We start from the raw sequence: 18,373 nt of genomic DNA, 5'->3' as shown, positions 1-18,373 counted from the left end.
TCACACCTTCACCAGTGGGCCGGGGTTTTTCATGTATTGCTCAATAATGGCTTTTGCCGTCCAGAGACTGAGCGCGCCTATAGTGCCAGTGGGGTTGTAACCGGCATTATTGGGAAACGATGAAGCCCCAAGCACAAAGAGATTGTGCATATCCCAGCTCTGCTGATACCGGTTCAGGACGCTGGTTTGCGGATCGGTTCCCATCACAGCCCCACCAATGGTGTGATCGCTGGCAAAATTGTAGGGGGAGTAGTGACCTGCGGCAGAGTTGGTGCCAATAACGGTTTTAGCTCCCATTGCCCTGCCAATCTCCACGCTTTTCTCTTCTATAAACTTAGCGGAGAGACGATCATTTTCGTTGTAATCAAAGGTGACCCGCAGCAGAGGATTGCCATTGTCATCGTTATATTCCGGGTCCAGATCCAGGTAGTAATCCTCATGAGAGAAACTGGTACCCTGACCAAAAATAAAGGTGCCGTTCTGGAAAGCGTGGGTATAAGCTTTTTTCCACTCTTTGCCCCAGCGAGGCGTGCCTGGAGGAACAGCATCGGCATTGCCAATAGGACGGGCACCCCTGGCGACCACGAGGATCCCCGCACCACCAATGAAGCCCATGCCGGTGTGGTCAAAGTTATCGCCATTAAAGTCATCAACCTGCTGGGAAAGGGCGCCAGCGCCGATGAACTGGTTTAGGTACTCATTTTCAAAGAACAGACTTGCACCTGACACTGTCTGGAAACTGTAGGCTCTTCCCACCACGCCCGTCTTGCTTACCGGGTCATAAGGCTTGCCGATTTTCGAGAGCAGCAGCAGGCGGACGTTCTGCATCTGGAAAGCGGACAGCACCACAATGTCGGCTGGCTGGATCCACTCTTTTTTATTGCGGTCAAGATAGGTCACGCCAGTGGCTGTTTTACCATCTTCAGCCTTATTGACTTTCACTACGGCAGAGTCAGTGAGTACGGTGAAGTTTTCACGCTGCATCAGCGCCGGGATAACACAGGCATTGGGGCTGGATTTAGAAAAGTTGCCACATCCGTAATAGAGACAATATCCGCAATAGGTACAGGGCCCCATCCGTACGCCCAGAGGATTGACGTATGCGCGTGAAGCCTGGCCTGCGGGCACCATAAAGGGATGCTGCCCCAGTGATTTTGCCGCATCCCTGAACAGATCGGTAAGGCGCATGCCTTCCAGTGGCGGCAGTGGATATTCGTGGCTGCGATTACCTTCAAAGGGATTACCCTCCGGCATCACTTCGCCATTTAGTTTTCCGGCTTTACCGGAAACACCGGCAATTTTTTCAAAGCGATCGTAAAAGGGCTCCAGTTCGTCATAGGTCACGCCCCAGTCCTGCAGAATCAACCCTTTGGATATCTGTTGTTTGCCATAACGTTCCACTGTTTGTGTGTAAGGCTGAAGGTCGAAAGGGGTAAAACGCCAGGCCATTCCAGCCCAGTGCGTACCGGAACCGCCAACGTTGTAACCTAATTCGTTCAGATTCCAGTCCCGGCTGGGTAAAGCTTTCTGCGTAATATTATTGCGGAAGGTGGTGGTTTCGACAGCAGGGGGAGCAGCATACTGCGGCGGGTATCCCAGCGCAGTTCATCGGTATCTATTGACGGGGGAAAATCCGTGGCTGTTTCAAACCAGGGACCACGTTCAATGGCTACAACATTCAGACCGGCACGGGTTAACTCTTCGGCAATTAACGATCCACACCATCCCAGACCGACGATCACCACATCCGCTTTTGGACGTACATTATTCATGATGACAACTCTTGCTCAATTAAAAATATAACCGCCCGTCAGAGCGTGTTATCAATAAGGCTGGTGGGAATGATCGTCAGCTTCTGCCCTTTTTTACTCAGCAGATCGCGAAAGTCGTACCGTGCGCCAGGGAAGCCCAACATTTTCCAGCTGGCCATCTCTTTATTTCCTCCATAAAGCGGATCGGAAAGGAAACCTTCCCGCACGTTTTGCAGCAACAGTTCGAAGAAAACTTTTGTTTCCACCCCGGGACCAAGATCAAACTTGTCAGCTTCCATCAAATGCAGGATCTGTTCCTGCCGGGAGGCGTCCAGTTCAACAAAGGTTTTGCCATACTGCTGAAGAGTGGCGTTATCCAGAGCAGCCAGACCATGCCGGTAACGTTCAGCCGGCGTCTGTATTGACTGCTGTCCCTGTTCTGGCGTGCCTTTCACAAACCGCCCCAGACGATAGACCGCAACCGCATTGCCATAATCACCGGCCAGTTGCCGATCGATAAAGGTGGCGCATCCGGCTTCTTTACCGCTGATGCTGAGGTTGTCGGCCGGAATAAAGTGTTCTGCAATGCTACCCACAGTGTCGAATTCATGCCGGGTAAGATATTGCAGTCCACCTTTTCTTGGAGGGGACGGGGGTGTGTTTACTTTTCCTGCTTCCCATGGCTGTCCGCCATTTATCACTTCTGCCTGGGCGGCAGGTAGTGACGTAGCCACGCCCAATGCCGCCATTGAGGTGAGGAACTCTCTGCGTTTCATAATTTCCCTGCGGATTAATTGTTCACATTGTTTGATTATTATTGTTTTGTTGACTGCGTTTTTAAGGCGAATGTAAAGGTACGCCTGAGCGGTATATTTACATCAATGCAAATTAATTAATAATATGTTAACAAGCTGGGCAGGATAATTTGCCATTTAAAAACAGGGAAGATTTTCTGTGATGGTTTTACATCATTTGCCTGCAATTGCTGAAATAGTAACCTTTTTTGTGGGGTAATAAATCGCAATAAACTTTCACTGACAATGCGCTTGCAACAAGGTAAACACGGCCCATAATGCCTGGCATTAACAATGATATTACAATCAGCAAAACCAGCATGCTCATGGCGGGCATCATGCTGGCAGATGATTAATACCGGAGCCTGTATGAAAAAGTTAACCCTGCAAATGCTGGCTGAAATGGCAGGCGTAGGCGTGGCTACCGTGGACAGGGTGCTCAACGATCGGGGTGGGGTTTCCCCTGTAACGGTCCGAAAAGTGTTGCAGGTTGCCAGAACGGCCGGATTAAAACGTGCATTACCCGATGAGTATCGTCATCCCTGGCAAATTGAGGTTTTCCTCAGCAGCAATCCGTCCTCTTTTTTCACCCGGCTGAATAACGACTTAGGTGCAGTGGCAAATAGTCTGGGATATCAACGACTCACCCTGCACAGAACTTTTATTGCGGAATCACAACCTGAGGTGCTTGCGCGGCGAATTATAGAGAGCAGCGAGAAACGGGATGGCCTGATCGTATTTGGTCACGACTATCCGGTTATCCATCAGGCACTGGCATACTGCCACCATAAAGGGTTACCGGTCATTACTTTTGTGACAGATATCCCTGAGGCAAAAAGACTTTGCCATGTTGGTGTCAACCAGTATCAGGCAGGCAGGACTGCCGGGTTGTTAATGAGTCAGACCCTTGGTATGAAAGGGGACGTCATCATGGTGAGTGGCAGGATCGATTACCGGGCGCACCGGCAGCGTATCGAAGGATTCAAAGATGCTATGACGAGCAGATCGCCAGAAATAACGCTGCGCGAAGTGCTTGCCGGCCAGGATCAGAGGGACATGATACGAACACTCCTGAATTCTACTCTCTCTTTATCTGGTCAGGTTGCCGGGGTCTACAACACAGGTGTTGGCAACAGTCAGATTAAAGAGATATTACAGCGGCATGGTTTGTTGGGGAGGAGTCGGTTTATTACCCATGAGCTTTATTCCGTGACAAAAGCCCTGTTGAATGAAGACCATGCCCTGTTCACGCTCGATCAAAATCCGCATCAACATGCCAGATTATCCATTGATTTGATGCTCAACCACCTCGATACCGGTGATTTACCCGATTTGTATGATGATGGCAAAGTTGAACTGAAAATTGTCACGGCTGAAAACCTGAACTAACCGGCTTTAATCCTCATTCATAATTTTCCTGTGTATAGAGCATAAAAGTCACCTTACCTGTATCCAGGTCGTCCGGCTCTTCACCGGCTTCCAGATACCGCAGCAGAATATCAACTGCAAGCTGTGCATGACGCCCGGTATTTTGATCCAGCGTCAGTGCCAGCACTTTACGGGCAAACAGGGCTCTGGTCGTTGCGTAAAGTTCATGGGTGATCAACGTGCAGGAGTCGGTCAGACGGTGGCGTGCCAGTGCCTGACTGATTTCGGTATTACCCAGCCCGGTATTATATAAACCAACGACTTGTCCGGACTGTATTAACTGTTTTTCCAGCAGCTTGCTGATGGTGATCCGGCTCTCCTGACCTGCCAGCACCTCGCGCAGCCTTATCGCCGGAAAGCGCTGTTCCAGCACATCGCGAAAACCCTGTACACGCTGCTGATGCGCACGGTATTCAAACCGCCCGCTAACCACGATCACCTCGCCTTCCTGTTTCACCATACTGCCCATCATCAGCCCGGCAGTCCTTCCTGCCTGTAACTGGTTGATGCCTACGTGACATAACCTGTCGGCTCCCTGCAAATCAGTTACCAGAGTGATCACCGGCACCTCGCGCTGTTTACAAAGCTGCAAAGCCTCGTAGATCGCCGGATGTTCATAGGCAAAAACAATCAGCCCGTCGCGCTTTTTACTGCGTTCAACGATCAGTGCCGCAAGCTTGTCTGGACGGGATTCAGGGACAAAAGTCCGGTGCAGGACAAGGCGTCGATAACCCAGCGCCGTGGCTACCGCCGCAAAATCATTGGCGAGCTGTTTGAAGAAAAAGGAGTCGTTACCGCTCAGCAGCACCTCCACCTGCCAGGCCTGACGGTGTTCTTCCGGCAGAATGCGGTTCAACCCAGCCTCGCGCGCCGCCTGCAACACTTTCTGCATGGTGCGGGGTGAGACACCGCCGCGCTCGTTGAGCACACGATCCACCGTGGCGACGCCCACGCCAGCCTTTTCAGCCAGCCTCTCCAGAGTCATGTTTTTCACTGCCACTCCTGTTGAGGGAAATCCATCAAAACACGCGTTCCTCAGCCTAAGCGAGCAGGCTATTTTGGCAACGACTTTATCGCTGAACTTTGACCTGCAGACAGGAATTCACCATGACAGATAAAAAACGTTTTGCCCTGATTGGCTGTGGATTTATCGGCCAGGTCCACGCTGCTAACCTGGCGGCACACCCCGGCGTTGAGCTGGCAATGGTGGCTGATACGGAGAGCGCCCGTGCTAAAACGCTGGCAGATCGCTTTCACTGCCAGGTGGGTGACGTCAGTGATGTTATCAACAGCGACAATATAGAGGCGGTGTTGATTGCCAGCGCCACCCCTTCACATGCCGGGCTACTGGAATCCGCAGCGAGGGCAGGGAAGGCCGTTTACTGCGAGAAACCGATCGATTTATCTCTTGAGCGGGCAAACAGCGTGGTTGAGAACGTGCTGCCACTGAATGCCCGCATCACCGTGGGTTTCAATCGTCGTTTTGACAGCAGTCATCAACAGCTTAAACAGCAGATCCTGCAGGGAACCGTGGGCCGTCCGGAGCTCATCCAGATGGTGTGCCGTGCTTCAGAAATGCCGCCGATCGGCTATCTGCAATCCTCGGGCGGGCAGATGCGTGACCAGGCAATTCACTTTTTCGATTTGCTGCGCTGGCTGACCGGCGACGAGGTGACATCCGTGGGCGCTATGGGAGCGGCGCTGGCACTGCCCGCCATCAGTGAATTCGGGGACGTGGACACCTCGGTGTTGATCATGCAGCTACAACAGGGAGGGTTGGCACAGCTGGATAATACGCGGCGTACCGGTTATGGCTATGACGAAAGAATTAGCGTGATGGGCGAAAAGGGGCTGGTGGAGTCCGGCCCACAGAGCCCGCAGGGGATAACGCTTTATCAGGGAGGCACTCTCGCAAAACCGGGGCTTTATCCTGACTGGTTCAGCCGTGTGCAGGCGACTTACTATCACCATCTGGATGCTTTTGTCCGTTATCTGAGGGGTGAGCAGGTAGCCGATTTGCCGGGCCTGCTGGACGGCATTCAGGCGCAGGCCATAGCGGAGGCAGCGGTAAAATCACTGCAAACCAGAACTTTCTGTGCTGTTGGCCTGATGAAGTAATGCCTCAGGCGCCCGCTCTCTTTACCTTCGCTTTTCAAGGCTAAACCCAGGAGTAGCACAGGCCATTCCCGGATGGGGGCTGACCTGTGCATTCACTTTACCGTTCTTCGTTAAACACAATGCCCAACTGGCCCCGCACGGTATCCATGGCCGCTAAGGTCATCAACGACGTGGCAAGAGGGCGCACCGGCGATTGCTGCAGTCCCTGGCCGACACACCAGGCAAAATGCTGCACTTCATGGAACAGCTGATTGTAGCGGTTCAACGGCTCTTCCCAGCGGAGTGATTTGTTGCCCTGGCTTGAGGTCAGAACAAATCCGCCGGGTGCGTAGAATTGCCCATCCAGCACAAGGCTGGCATCCCGACCGGCTATGATGGCTTTACCCGGCGTATTGCTGAATAAGGTGGTATTGAGAACCGAATGCATGCCGTTAGCATGCTCAAACAGCATTGAAGCCTGGCCGTTTACGCCACTTTCTGCTGCCTGACCGCTTGACTGGATGCGTGAAGGGGCACCTGCGACCATTACGCTCAGTGAGACCAGATAGCTGCCTAAATCCAGCATGGGGCCACCGGCAAGATCGGCATTGAAAATCCGGTGGTCAGGAGTGAAAAATTCGCCATGATCGGCGATAAGTGTATGAAGATCGCCAAGTACACCCTCTTCCAGAAGCTGGCGCAGAACGTCATATTTAGGGGTATAGTCGCACCACATCGCTTCCATACAAAGCACGCCCTGACGTTGTGCCTCCGCCTGTAAGTCAGCACCTTCTGATGCATTCAGTGCCAGGGGTTTTTCAATCAGCACATGCTTACCAGCTTTTAACACCCGCAGGCCATCCGGGTAATGATGATTGTGAGGTGTGGCGATATAGACGGCATCCAAATCTTTCATCGCCAGCATCTCGTTGACGTCAGTAAAGGCGGCTGGGATCGCCCATTCTTCGGCGAACGCCCGGGCTTTATCCGCGTTACGTGCTGTTACCGCCACCAGTTTCTGACTGGTATGCTCTTTTAACGCCCTGGCAAAATGCGCGGCGATCCAGCCGGGACCAATAATGCCCCAGCGCAAAACAGGAACTGACTGCGCGGCAGGCAGGCGGGGGACTGGCAGAGATGAGGGAAACATAGGGACTCCTTATGGGTAAATGTTGTCATGACAGCAATTCAGCGGCGTTCCGTTACGCTGACCCACTGATGTGACGCCATTGACTCTTCAATGGCAGTGAGGATTTGCTGGTTTTGCAGGCCGAAGGCAAAATCAGGATAACAACCGCTATCGCTGCAAATGCCCTGTACCAGATCGTGCACTTCTATAACTTTCACATCGAAATAGCCCAGACCGCCGCCGCCAAAATCAAAGCCGAAAAAGCCCGAGTAGGCAGGGATCTGGCTGCCCGCGTATAAGGTTTTGAAGCCACGATCGTGCTTGTCATCATTGAAACGGTAAACCTGAAGTTCGTTAAAACGTTCACCATCCATATAAAGGGTTCCTTCGGTACCGGACACCTCCCAGAACACACCAAATATGCGGCCCGCAGCAATACGCGAAGCTTCAATCACGCCGGAAGCGCCGCTGGTAAAACTCACCAGACACTGAACCTGATCGTCATTCTCTACCTCACGCCATTCCGCGTGTTCACCTGCGCGGCTGGCATAACCCGCATCCACCTGAGGAACGGGACGCTGCCGCAGAAAGGTCTGCGCACTGGCGGTGACTTCACTGACCCCGCCCATAAGAAATTGCGCCACTGAAAGCGTATGTGCTCCTAAATCGCCCAGTGAACCGCTGCCACCCAGCTGTTTTGAACAGCGCCATGACCACGGCAGTTCGGGATCGTTATAAAATCCCTGGTCGAAAGTGCCGCGAAAACGGACTGGCGTACCGATATCACCCCGCCCGATAATCTGTTTGGCCAGTAGCGCGGCGGGCGTTTTGATGTTGTTAAAAGCCACCATCGTTTTTACCCCCGCCTGTTCAGCAGCCAGAGTCATTGCCAGTGCCTGCTCTGTGGTGACGGCCAGGGGTTTTTCACAATAGACATGCTTGCCTGCAGCAATAGCCGCCAGCGCCATTTCATAATGCAGATGATTAGGGGAGGTAATATCCACCACATCCACAGCGGGATCCTTTACTAAATCGCGCCAGTCACCGTAAGCTTTTTCTGCGCCAAAGCGGCGGGCGTTTTCCCCGGCCAGCATTTGATTCTGATCGGCCAGCGCATACAGATGTGGGCGTTTAGGCAGGTTAGGGTAGATCATCGCCGCCCGGCGATAAGCATCTGCATGTGCCTGGCCCATAAAACCGGACCCTATCAGGCCAATATTCAGCATCTCTTTCATGACAGGGTTACCTCTGGCCTGACGGCTAACGGGAAGGTATTGCGTGCCCAGCGGGCCGCACGTGACACGGCGGCGAACGGTTCTTCCTTCTGTGGATCCTGTTCGGCTTCCACGATCAGCCAGCCCCGCCAGTCGGAGGTGGTGACAAACTCAATTAAAGGGGAGTAGTTAATGCAACCTTCACCGGGCACGGTAAAGAGCCCTTCCCGTACGGCGTCATTGAAGCTGAGATCGTGTTCCTGTACCCGTTGAAGCACATCAGGACGCACATCCTTGAGATGAATATGCACAATGCGGTGGCCAAATTTTTTCACCGTTTGCGCCAAATCCACGCCAGCGGCAAAGGCGTGGCCAGAATCCAGCACCAGCCCGACGCTGTTACTGGTCAGGGTAAGAAACGCCTCCAGCTCTTCGGGGCGTTCAACCAGCATCATCAGGTGGTGGTGATAGGCCAGCCTCAGGCCGTAATCGCGCTTTAAAACGTCGGCAAAAGCACTGACTTTGTTGGCATAGTCTGCAACATCAATGCTGTTTAGAGCAGGCGAAAGGGACAGGGGCTGGTCAAGGGGGGCGTCCCCCGGCAGGTTGCCGCATTCGCCGTATACCAACACGCCGGCACCCAGCGCTTTTAACAGTGCGGCATGGGGTGCCACTGCCTCGACTTCCTCCTCAAGCGATCGTTCAGCCAGAAAACCGCTGTGCCAACCTGAAGCGAGTTGCAGGCTTACCGCCTGCAGCAAGGGCGCCAGAGTTTCAGGATTGCGGGGAAACTTTCTTCCCAGCTCAATGCCCTGATAACCGGCAGCTGCGGCCTGCTGCAGGCAGGTTTTCAGCGGAATATTATCACCCAAATCGTGCAAAACATCGTTGGTCCAGCTCAGGGGGCTGACCCCTAACTGAAGAGTTGAATTCATCGGCATGGCTCCATACAGGTCAGGATATTGACACTATATCCAGCGCTTTGAGGGAGCTGTTACCGCTTAAATGATGGAATTCCATCAAGATGTTTGGGGGGCATCCATGAATGAGAGGGATAAAACAGGTGAAAACCGTTCAGGTTGTGCCAGGCTCATGTTAAAGATATCTGATTGTTTCTGGAGGAAAAATGAACGCACACGGCATCGAACACATTGGCATTACTGTTTCCGATCTCCCGACAGCCGAGCAGTTTTTTATTAATGCCCTGGGCGCCACCACGCTCTATCATATTGTGCCGCCTGACCGGCAGGACAAGGAGATAGGGGGTGAAAGTATGCATCCCCTGAATGGATTTCCTGCTTCAATGAACGTGACCGGGCTGGTGATGATGCGTCTGGGTAATGGCTGCAATGTTGAGTTGTTTGAGATCGCTCCTCCAGTGAAGCACGCTAAAGGCAATATCTGCACTCAGGGTGTTAACCATTTTTCAGTATATGTTGACGATATTTATGAGGCGGGCAAGACAATGAGGGCTAATGGGGCCCGAATGTTTGAAGGGCCATCCGACTGCTTTGCTCAGGAAGAAGGAAAGGGCAATAAGACCTGGTTTTGTATGACTCCTTTTGGCGTATTGATTGAGTTGATAACACTTCCTTCCGGCGTTACCTGCGATAGTGAGGCTACTCAGAAAAGATGGATCCCTACCTCTCAGTAAGATATTTACATAATCGCTCAGAAGGGTGCAGTAGAGTGCATGCTTTAAAATTTAATAAATAATGCCCTGAGACAAACAATACCGGGCATTGATTTATGCTTAAGCTGATTTGTAACTCTGAATGGGCAATCTAACTTAACTGCCAAATGTGTTAACAAAAAAATATCGCTATTACAGTCTTAAAAGGGCAGTTTGATCAAACAGATCGCCCGCCTGCAGGCGATCTGTTGATTAAGGCTTACTGCTTATCCCTGGCCTCTCCCATCCAGGGTTTGGCCTTCAGTTCTTTTCGCGCTTGTGTCACCGTATCTGCGCTGACAGGCGGTGCGGCATTCCCCCAACTGTTACGGATATAGGTCATCACATCCGCGATGTTATCGTCTGACAGCTTCCAGGCAAAATCAGGCATACCTGCAGAAGTAGGGTTCGCATGGGTAAATGGTCCCTGGCTGCCTTTTAACACCACGTTCAGCAAACTCGAGGTATCGTCCGCATTGATTTGCGGATTGTTCGCGAGTGTTGGGATCATATTACGGATCCCCGATCCATCTGAAACGTGACAAGCCTGACACTGAGATTCAAAGACTTTCTTCCCGACGATCATTGCATTGTCCCTGGCGCTCACCGGCGAAGGTTTTGTTACAGGGGAGGCGGGCAATGTATGCAGATAGCTTGCTATTGCTTGAAGATCGGAAGCTGACATGTATTGCGTTGAGTTTTCAACTGCCTCTGACATAGGCCCTGACGCGGCCCCCATCCTGTTGGTTCCGGTACGCAGATAGGTGACCACATCATCTTTACTCCATGAACCGAGTCCTGTGTGCGGATTCTGCGTGAGGTCGGGTGCGTGCCATCCCTCTAACTGACCACCCTGCAGATAGGCTGAACTGTCACCACCAAGAAAGTTTTTGGCAGTATGGCACGAAGCACAATGCCCGGGGCCCTCAACCAGATACTGGCCACGATTAATCTCATCACTGTTGCTGGTTGTCGGTTTAAATATCTGGTCTTTGAAAAAGAGCAGATTCCACCCAGCAAGCGTCCAGCGCTGGTTAAACGGAAAAGGTAATTGATTCTCAACGACGCTGTTTTTCACTGCGGGAATAGTCCGGACGTACGCCCAGAGGTCGGTCAGATCTTGATCGGTAAGTTTTGCATAAGCGTTATAGGGCATTGCCGCATACATATGTCCATGCGAGCCAATACCATGACGCACCGCACGGTCAAATTGCTCTTGCGTCCAGTTGCCTATACCGGTTTCTTTATCCGGGGTAATGTTCGATGAGAATATGCTACCAAAGGGTGTTTCCAGCCGGTAACCGCCGGCGAAAGGTTTGCCACCCTGTGCGGTATGACAAGCGGTACAGTCTGATAGGCGGGCGACATACTCGCCTCGCTTGATCTGCTCAGGCAATGCCGCCCCCGTTTCAGGCTTCAGGGTCTGTGGATAGCTTTTGTGTTCGTCATATTTCACCAGTGCGGTATAACCGAGGGCACCCAGCACTGCGATATACACCACGCCAAGCGCACCACGTCTTAATTTATTCGCCATTTTTTTCTCCTTACCCCACCAGTGAACCCGGATTTTTCAGGTATTCATTTACGATGGCATGTGCCGTCCATAAAGTGAGCGCACTTAACGTAATGGTTGGGTTATAGCCTGCATTATTAGGGAACGAAGAGGCCCCAAGTACAAACAGGTTATGTGCATCCCAATGCTGCTGGTAACGGTTAAGGACTGAGGTTTTGGGATCCAGACCCATCACCGCACCACCTATGGTGTGCGAGCTGTCGTAAGGGGTATATGGCGAATTATGTTTGTCCGGAATAGAAACAATTTCCCAGGATTTGGCACCCGAATTTTTACAAATCTCTTCCATACGATCGCGAATAAAATTGGCCATACGCTTATCGTTTTCATTGTAATCAAACGTCATCCGCATCAGCGGCTGTCCATTAGCATCTTTGTAATTCGGATCCAGTGAAAGATATGAATCACGGTGCGAGTATGAAGTACCCTGTCCCTGAATTTTGCCAAAGTTCTGATAACTTTGCTGGTAGGCTTTTTTCCATTTCGAACCCCATAGTTTGGTGCCTGGCGGTACGCGATCTGCCAGACTCAGAGGTGTACCCTGATCAGACAGTGCCTGAATGCCTGCCCCACCCAGGAAACCAAGTCCGGTGTGATCGAAGTTGTCCCCATTATAATCATCAATTTGTGTTGATAACGCGCCGGTAGAGATATACGGATTCATCTGTTCGTTTTCAAAATAGAGGAATGCGTTAATCATGGTCTGATAATTATAAGCGCGACCAAGCGTGCCTTTACCTGTTGCAGGATCGTAAGCTGTACCAATTTCTGATAACAATAGCAGTCTTACATTGTCCAGTTGATAAGCTGACACACACACGATGCCCGCGGGCTGGAAACCGGTATTGCCATCAGAATCCAGGAAGGTCACGCCGGTGACCGTTTTACCATCATCCGCTTTATTGACCCGTAATACGGTACATTCCGTAAGCATTGTAAGATTATTACGATCCATGAGCGCAGGGATGACGCAGGCATTAGGTGAAGACTTTGACCAGTTACCGCAACCATATAACCCACAAAAGCCACAATAGGTGCAGGGTGCGAGATTAACGCCTAATGGATTGGTATAAGCGGCACCGATTGTTCCACCAGGGATCGGAAACGGGTGGTAGCCCATTTTTTCAGTGACTTTGTGGTAGATATCATTCCAGTGCGATCGGATCAAAGGTGGTGTTGGGTATTCGCTGGTGCGGTTGCCCTCAAAAGGATTTCCCCCTGCTGTTTGACGCCGTTAATCACGCCCGCTTTACCGGAAATCCCGGCGATTTTTTCTACGCGGTCGTAAAATGGCTCAAGTTCATCATAGGTGACCCCCCAATCCTGAACGATCAGACCATCGGCCAGTTTCATATTGTGATAACGCTCGCGCAGACGGGTTTCCATCTCAAAATCAGATGGATTGAAGCGCCAGGCGTTGGCTGCCCAGTGCTTGCCTGCGCCACCAACACTGTTGCCCATCATGAAAATATTCTGGTCACGCGCGGGCAGGGCTTTTTGATCGGATGAGTTCCGGAAAGTGAGGGCTTCAATTCGTGGCGGCTTCAGGATTTCCCGACGGACGCCATAGCGCAATTCATCTGCAGCAATGGCTGGCGAAAAGTTGGTTTGGGTCTGTTCCCATGCGCCGCGTTCGATAACGACAACATTAAGTCCTGCACGGGTAAGTTCTTCAGCCATCAGAGAACCGGCCCATCCGAGGCCGACAATAACTGCGTCAGCCTTAGGTCTGGTGTAATTCATTGGTATTCCTTACGTCTTATTATGCTTTCAAATGTTCAATAATGCTGATCGGCTCAAGGGAGATTTTTTGTCCTTTAAGCTTGGCTACATCACGGTAGTCATACCGTGCGCCCGGAAAACCAATCATTTTCCAGCCGACCATATTGCGGTTGCCACCATATATTGGATCGGCCAGGAAACCTTCCATCACATTGGAAAGGAACTGGCCAAAAAGCGCATTTGAAGACGTAAAGCCCGGATAGGTGTATTTGGACGCTTCCATCTGTTCGAGATAGTTGTCTTTATCATCATCGGATAAAACGACGAAGGACTTCCCAAACGCTTTTGTACAGTGAATATCCATCTCTGAAAGCCCTTTACGATAAATTTCGCGAGGCGTTAATGGACTTTGATTCCCTTGTGATTCCGTTCCCTGCTCATACGGACCCCCTTTATAACGCCAACTGGCCTCCCCGTAAGGACCGGCGAGTTGATTATCAATAAACACAACACAGCCCGCATCTGATGCACCAATACTTAATTCATCAGCGGGAATGAGTCTGTCAAAGATAGCTTTAACTAATGCTTCTTCCTGCTCCGTGAAAAAGTACCTTTTGGTGGGATCTGCAGGCGTTGGAGGCTGAGTTGCTTTGGCACGCCATAATTCGCCACCCTTAAAAACTCTCTCAGCGGCTCCTGCAGGTTTGAATATTGAGGCAGCTGTACCGGTACTTGCTAAAACTAACCCTGCCTGAATAAAACTTCTTCTTTTCACATGATGCTCCAATAAAACTCAAACTTACCATTCTTAACAGTAATAAAATCCAGCTTAAGACTTACAGTTTTAATTAGAATAATAACTGCCTTACAGTAGAATCAGGCTGGTTAAATTAATCAAACTGATTGTTTTTACCTGTACCTGACAACTATGTTCATCTCGTAGCTCTGCCGATTGTTATCAACAAATCAAAACTAAACATTGCTGCAGGACAGATTTCCACTCCCGGGAACCAGGCTTTAACCCCACAATGTTGCGATTATGTGTACTTTTGCCATCGATGGCAACTGCAATTTGCCATCGATGGCAAAGAAAAATTTACAAAACAGAAAGCGAGGTTAAGTGACTTTTTGTATATAAAACAATGATGTATAAAAATTTGCAAGAGGGCGATAGGGGTTATCAAAAAGTGCTATTTACGATGAGTATGTATTAATGAGGTTGTGGCTTGTGGTGTATGGAAGGGCATTATGTGAGCAAACACTGCTGGTTTGCCCAATATTTTACATGATGTTTACATTTGAAATAATAGCTAACATATCAGGGCTTCAGATGCGATTTTCGGATCTTTATTTCACCGGTTCGCCAACTACCGCTTTCATCGGCAATACCGTCTAAAAGACGATTGATGGCCTCAGTAATCTGTAAATCAGCCCGTTGCGACCATGTTGTCAATTGCCAGGTGGTTGTGCGCGCTTCATTAATATCATCAAAGCCTACTATTCCCATATGCGCACCCTGACCGAAGTCTCTTACAGCCTGAATGGCGCCTATAGCCAGAACATCATTTTCACAAAACAAAGCATCAACCCTTTCACTTTGAGGTGTTTGTTGTAAATAATCCATTATCAAAGTATAGGATCGCTCACGGTCATAATGTCCCGCAATAAAGAGTTTACTTATATTCTGACCGATTGCTTTCAGGCTTTCCTCATATCCCTGTATACGCATTAACTGTGACGAAGGTGTATCATGACCTTTCATATAAGCGTATTTTTTATAACCCTGCCGTATAAGTAAATTTCCAAGCGCTTTAGAAGCATTGAAACCATCTATATTTACAACATTCACGTCTGGATTTTCGGTGCTACGACAAATATGGAATGAAGGCACGTGATAAATTTCTTTTGCTGTAACAATCAGCTCATCACGTAAGATGGTCGCGGCGAATATCATGCCATCGACCTGCATCTGTCCAGCCATCTTTAATACGGATATGTATTTATCGTCAGAGCTGACATTAAGTAATATGGTCATATAGCCCCGCGCACCCAACTGCTTACTGACTTCGTCCAGCACCATCAAGGTATGTGGATTTTGGAACTCATCAACCAGAACTGCAATCAGTTTAGTTTTCTTATTTTTTAAACTACGGGCTAACAGGTTTGGGCTAAATCCTAACTTATCAGCCGCTGCCATTACTGCTTCGCGGGCATGAGGTGAAATCGAAGCCCCCTCTTTAAAGGCACGCAAAACGGTATATTTCGAGACGCCCGCAAGTTCAGCAACTTCATTCGCGGTCGCCTTTTTACTGTTTGATTTTTCTTCCATTTTTATAACCCACGTAACAAAACAATCTGGCTGATTTTCAGGCAGGATGTTTGAACCTATTCCGCCGGTTTCAGCCCGTAACAAGTGAAAGTATCGGCTTAGCGGCCCGATTGCCAGAGAAATACTAATGTAATTATTTCCCTGGAGAACCTTTCAGAAACTGCATCGGTGCAGCATTACACCATGCATTTCAGATTATAACGAATGAGACTTTATCCATTCTGATGCCCCTGCAGGGTGCTGACTCTTGTTCTTACATGCTATGAGAAAGTCTGCACTTTGAGTCTCATTCATCCTCCTCCAACGTCTGTAGGGGAAATAATTCCAAAATTAAATTATATGAAACATACGTTCTTGATTTTTAGGTCTTTTTGCAAAAAAATGTAGGATATGGTACTGATTTTTCTCTAAATTTCTGAAAAAAACATATTCACAACAATGTAGTCTTTCAGTATATTGAAATTTAAATTTCATTTACTCACTTCGTGGAACATCAAATGACACCTGAAGAAATGCTACAACAGGAAAATGAAGCCCGACTGGCGCAGTTTGATTTCACTCTTGCCTGGCGACTGGGCCAACTTCTGTATGAGCGTGCAGTAGTGCTTGCGGCGCCCGTATCGCTGGAGGTCTATGCTTTTGGTCAGGAATTATTTGTTGCGGCATTACCTGGCTCAAGCGCAGATAACCTGGAATGGATGCGTCGCAAACGCAACACAGTCCTGCGTTGTGCGCACTCATCATTGTATGTAGGAATCGATAACGCATCCCGGGGAGAATCGATGAGCATGCAGAAACACATCGATCATGCGAGGTATACGGATCATGGAGGCTCATTTCCCCTTCTGAACCTGACCGGTCAGGTTATCGGCGCAGTAAGCGTAAGCGGTTTACCTTCTGAAGACGATCATGCGCTTGCATTTTGGGGTATACAGCAACTTCAACAGACACTTTGATAACAATCTGTTTATCACCAGGCTTTCTGTTTCCTCACCGGCGCGACCCTGATGCGCTCGCGCTGATGAGGAAATATGTGGGCATTTTCCTGCTGTAAAGCTATGACCGCCACATCCTCACTGCGCTTGTACTTCAGGAACATGCTCACTGAGGCCTGCGCCTTTGATTTTCATATTAAGACGAATATTCCGATGTAAAACAATGCTGAATGCGGCAAGCAGTGCTGGCAGTGCAAGAATGAAGAATATGGCTGACTGTCCCGGAAAGGCGCCCATCAACACGCCACCCAATGATGAACTCAGGATGGCGCCGATGCGTCCAATACCGTGCATCCAGCTCACGCCAGTGGCGCGGATCTCTGTGGGGTAAAAAGCCGGAGAGTAGACCTGAAGGCCATTCTGCGCGCCATTAATACACATACCAGTGATAAAAATAATAATCCCCAGCGCCACGCCACTCAGGCTAAACAGGCCCTGGATAATCAAACAGACAGAACCGATAAAATAAACTACGCCGATTACCCATTTAGCGCGTAGCTTATCCATCAGTGTGCCGACGATGATACCCCCCAGCGGACCGCCCAGCTGAAACAGGCCGGCAATAATGGCAGCTTGCTCCAGCGAAATGCCACCTGACCGCATAATGGTGGGCAGCCAGCCGTTCAGCAGATAAATCACAAAAAGACCCATAAAATAGGTCATCCAGAGAATGATGGTGCCGCGTGCAAAGCCATGACGAAACAGCTCCGAAATGGTGTTGTGACGTTTGACGCGGGGAGAATCAAGAATGAAGGCATTATCACTGCCAAAACTTCCCCCCATACGATTGAGCAATGCGGCTATCTGAGCACGTGGTGCTTTACGTATCACCAGATTAAGGGCCGATTCTGGTAACAACCAGGCTATAACCGGCAACATCAAAAGTGGTACCGCACCGCCAAAAATCAGTACCGCGGGCCAGCTATACTGTGTCAGCAACCCTGCGGCAATAAATCCTCCCAGTCCCGAACCAATATTGAAGCCACTGAACATCAGGGTAATCATGACGCCTTTACGGCGTTCAGGCATATATTCAGACAGTAAGGTTACGCAGTTTGGCATCACCGCGCCTAATCCTAATCCGGCTATAAAGCGCAGCACCATCATCTGTACTGGCGTAGTAGCAAACGCACAGGCAAGGCTGAACGCGGCAAAGATCAGCACTGCCAGTAAAATGATTCGCTTGCGGCCATAACGATCGGACAGCGGTCCGGCGATCAGCGCACCCAGCGCCACACCAAACATCGCCGCACCCAGAATGGAGCCCATCGCTGCACGGCTGATGCCCCAGTGTTCAATCAGGGCCGGCGCAATAAAGCCCATCACGGCGGCATCATAGCCGTCAAACATAATGATAATCAGGCACAGCACCAGCAGGCGCCACTGAAAAGATGAGATGGGTCGCGCATCTATCCACGCTTTCACGTTAACCAGGTTATTTGCTGTCATCGGGTACACTCTCTTCTCTGCTGTCTGCGGCAGTTGGGGGTGGATATGAGAAAGGTAACAATCTGGTAACACGTTAAGCGGGGGAAACAACCCTGTCTGTCAAAAAAGGCTTTTAGAGGTATGAGTTGGGTTTATATTGTGACGAATTTAACATTGTCTTTAGAAGTTAAAAATGGCGTCAGAGGCCTTAAATATGCAGTTCTGACGCTGTAAATATTAT

General features: G+C 50.0%; 13 protein-coding genes and 2 pseudogenes. 4 read left to right on the top strand and 11 right to left on the bottom strand.

Going from position 1 to position 18,373, the window contains the following annotated elements:
• Together VRC33_RS14385 and VRC33_RS14380 are read right to left on the bottom strand one after the other, a co-directional pair.
• Positions 1–1,772: pseudogene (locus VRC33_RS14385) on the bottom strand (GMC family oxidoreductase).
• A 38-nt stretch (positions 1,773–1,810) separates the two neighbouring features.
• Positions 1,811–2,527 (bottom strand): gluconate 2-dehydrogenase subunit 3 family protein, encoded by a 717-nt coding sequence (locus VRC33_RS14380; protein WP_338556940.1) that lies wholly within the window; start codon positions 2,525–2,527, stop codon positions 1,811–1,813.
• A gap of 387 nt (positions 2,528–2,914) precedes the next feature.
• Between VRC33_RS14380 and VRC33_RS14375 the strand changes: the two genes are divergently transcribed.
• Positions 2,915–3,934 (top strand): LacI family DNA-binding transcriptional regulator, encoded by a 1,020-nt coding sequence (locus tag VRC33_RS14375; protein WP_338556938.1) that lies wholly within the window; start codon positions 2,915–2,917, stop codon positions 3,932–3,934.
• 13 nt (positions 3,935–3,947) lie between these two features.
• Here VRC33_RS14375 and VRC33_RS14370 read toward each other — a convergent pair whose 3' ends face one another.
• Entirely contained in the window at positions 3,948–4,967 is a 1,020-nt protein-coding gene (locus tag VRC33_RS14370) for a LacI family DNA-binding transcriptional regulator (protein ID WP_338556936.1), read from the bottom strand.
• Positions 4,968–5,080: 113 nt separating this feature from the next.
• Between VRC33_RS14370 and VRC33_RS14365 the strand changes: the two genes are divergently transcribed.
• Entirely contained in the window at positions 5,081–6,091 is a 1,011-nt protein-coding gene (locus VRC33_RS14365) for a Gfo/Idh/MocA family oxidoreductase (protein ID WP_338556934.1), read from the top strand.
• A gap of 97 nt (positions 6,092–6,188) precedes the next feature.
• Here VRC33_RS14365 and VRC33_RS14360 read toward each other — a convergent pair whose 3' ends face one another.
• From VRC33_RS14360 to iolE, 3 genes are read right to left on the bottom strand one after another with little or no spacing between them, the layout of a single operon-like run.
• A complete protein-coding gene (locus VRC33_RS14360; RefSeq protein ID WP_338556933.1) occupies positions 6,189–7,220 on the bottom strand; it encodes a Gfo/Idh/MocA family oxidoreductase in 1,032 nt (343 codons plus the stop codon).
• Between the two features lie 38 nt (positions 7,221–7,258).
• The gene (locus VRC33_RS14355) at positions 7,259–8,434 is read right to left on the bottom strand and encodes a Gfo/Idh/MocA family oxidoreductase (protein WP_338556931.1); all 1,176 of its coding nucleotides are present in this window, start codon (positions 8,432–8,434) and stop codon (positions 7,259–7,261) included.
• Entirely contained in the window at positions 8,431–9,348 is a 918-nt protein-coding gene (gene iolE, locus VRC33_RS14350) for a myo-inosose-2 dehydratase (protein WP_338556929.1), read from the bottom strand. The genes VRC33_RS14355 and iolE overlap by 4 nt, the downstream gene beginning before the upstream one ends.
• A gap of 191 nt (positions 9,349–9,539) precedes the next feature.
• Between iolE and VRC33_RS14345 the strand changes: the two genes are divergently transcribed.
• Entirely contained in the window at positions 9,540–10,067 is a 528-nt protein-coding gene (locus VRC33_RS14345; RefSeq protein WP_338556927.1) for a VOC family protein, read from the top strand.
• 238 nt (positions 10,068–10,305) lie between these two features.
• Here VRC33_RS14345 and VRC33_RS14340 read toward each other — a convergent pair whose 3' ends face one another.
• From VRC33_RS14340 to VRC33_RS14325, 4 genes and pseudogenes are all read right to left on the bottom strand, one after another.
• Complete coding sequence (locus VRC33_RS14340) at positions 10,306–11,619, bottom strand: cytochrome c (RefSeq protein ID WP_338556925.1); 1,314 nt, start codon at positions 11,617–11,619, stop codon at positions 10,306–10,308.
• A gap of 10 nt (positions 11,620–11,629) precedes the next feature.
• Positions 11,630–13,401 (bottom strand): annotated as a pseudogene (locus VRC33_RS14335) (GMC family oxidoreductase).
• A 19-nt stretch (positions 13,402–13,420) separates the two neighbouring features.
• Complete coding sequence (locus tag VRC33_RS14330; protein ID WP_338556923.1) at positions 13,421–14,155, bottom strand: gluconate 2-dehydrogenase subunit 3 family protein; 735 nt, start codon at positions 14,153–14,155, stop codon at positions 13,421–13,423.
• A gap of 543 nt (positions 14,156–14,698) precedes the next feature.
• A complete protein-coding gene (locus tag VRC33_RS14325; RefSeq protein WP_338556921.1) occupies positions 14,699–15,709 on the bottom strand; it encodes a LacI family DNA-binding transcriptional regulator in 1,011 nt (336 codons plus the stop codon).
• Between the two features lie 497 nt (positions 15,710–16,206).
• Here VRC33_RS14325 and VRC33_RS14320 point away from each other — a divergent pair, with 497 nt between their 5' ends.
• Complete coding sequence (locus VRC33_RS14320) at positions 16,207–16,665, top strand: heme-binding protein (RefSeq protein ID WP_338556919.1); 459 nt, start codon at positions 16,207–16,209, stop codon at positions 16,663–16,665.
• 117 nt (positions 16,666–16,782) lie between these two features.
• Here the strand turns inward: VRC33_RS14320 and VRC33_RS14315 are convergent, their stop codons facing one another.
• Positions 16,783–18,153 carry an aromatic acid/H+ symport family MFS transporter gene (locus VRC33_RS14315; RefSeq protein ID WP_338556917.1) on the bottom strand — a complete coding sequence of 457 codons (1,371 nt, stop codon included), beginning with the start codon at positions 18,151–18,153 and terminating at the stop codon, positions 16,783–16,785.
• Positions 18,154–18,373 lie beyond the last annotated feature (220 nt).

The sequence above is a fragment of the Erwinia sp. E_sp_B01_1 genome (genome assembly GCF_036865545.1).
Lineage (GTDB): Bacteria > Pseudomonadota > Gammaproteobacteria > Enterobacterales > Enterobacteriaceae > Erwinia.
This window is presented reverse-complemented; position numbering and strand designations above follow the sequence as displayed.

What these genes read in the sequence shown, in the direction of transcription:
- iolE (WP_338556929.1), bottom strand. Translation starts at nt 9,348, where the DNA reads ATGAATTCAACTCTTCAGTTAGGGGTCAGCCCCCTGAGCTGGACCAAC.
- VRC33_RS14360 (WP_338556933.1), bottom strand. Translation starts at nt 7,220, where the DNA reads ATGTTTCCCTCATCTCTGCCAGTCCCCCGCCTGCCTGCCGCGCAGTCA.
- VRC33_RS14380 (WP_338556940.1), bottom strand. Translation starts at nt 2,527, where the DNA reads ATGAAACGCAGAGAGTTCCTCACCTCAATGGCGGCATTGGGCGTGGCT.
- VRC33_RS14375 (WP_338556938.1), top strand. Translation starts at nt 2,915, where the DNA reads ATGAAAAAGTTAACCCTGCAAATGCTGGCTGAAATGGCAGGCGTAGGC.
- VRC33_RS14355 (WP_338556931.1), bottom strand. Translation starts at nt 8,434, where the DNA reads ATGAAAGAGATGCTGAATATTGGCCTGATAGGGTCCGGTTTTATGGGC.
- VRC33_RS14320 (WP_338556919.1), top strand. Translation starts at nt 16,207, where the DNA reads ATGACACCTGAAGAAATGCTACAACAGGAAAATGAAGCCCGACTGGCG.
- VRC33_RS14365 (WP_338556934.1), top strand. Translation starts at nt 5,081, where the DNA reads ATGACAGATAAAAAACGTTTTGCCCTGATTGGCTGTGGATTTATCGGC.
- VRC33_RS14315 (WP_338556917.1), bottom strand. Translation starts at nt 18,153, where the DNA reads ATGACAGCAAATAACCTGGTTAACGTGAAAGCGTGGATAGATGCGCGA.
- VRC33_RS14340 (WP_338556925.1), bottom strand. Translation starts at nt 11,619, where the DNA reads ATGGCGAATAAATTAAGACGTGGTGCGCTTGGCGTGGTGTATATCGCA.
- VRC33_RS14345 (WP_338556927.1), top strand. Translation starts at nt 9,540, where the DNA reads ATGAACGCACACGGCATCGAACACATTGGCATTACTGTTTCCGATCTC.
- VRC33_RS14325 (WP_338556921.1), bottom strand. Translation starts at nt 15,709, where the DNA reads ATGGAAGAAAAATCAAACAGTAAAAAGGCGACCGCGAATGAAGTTGCT.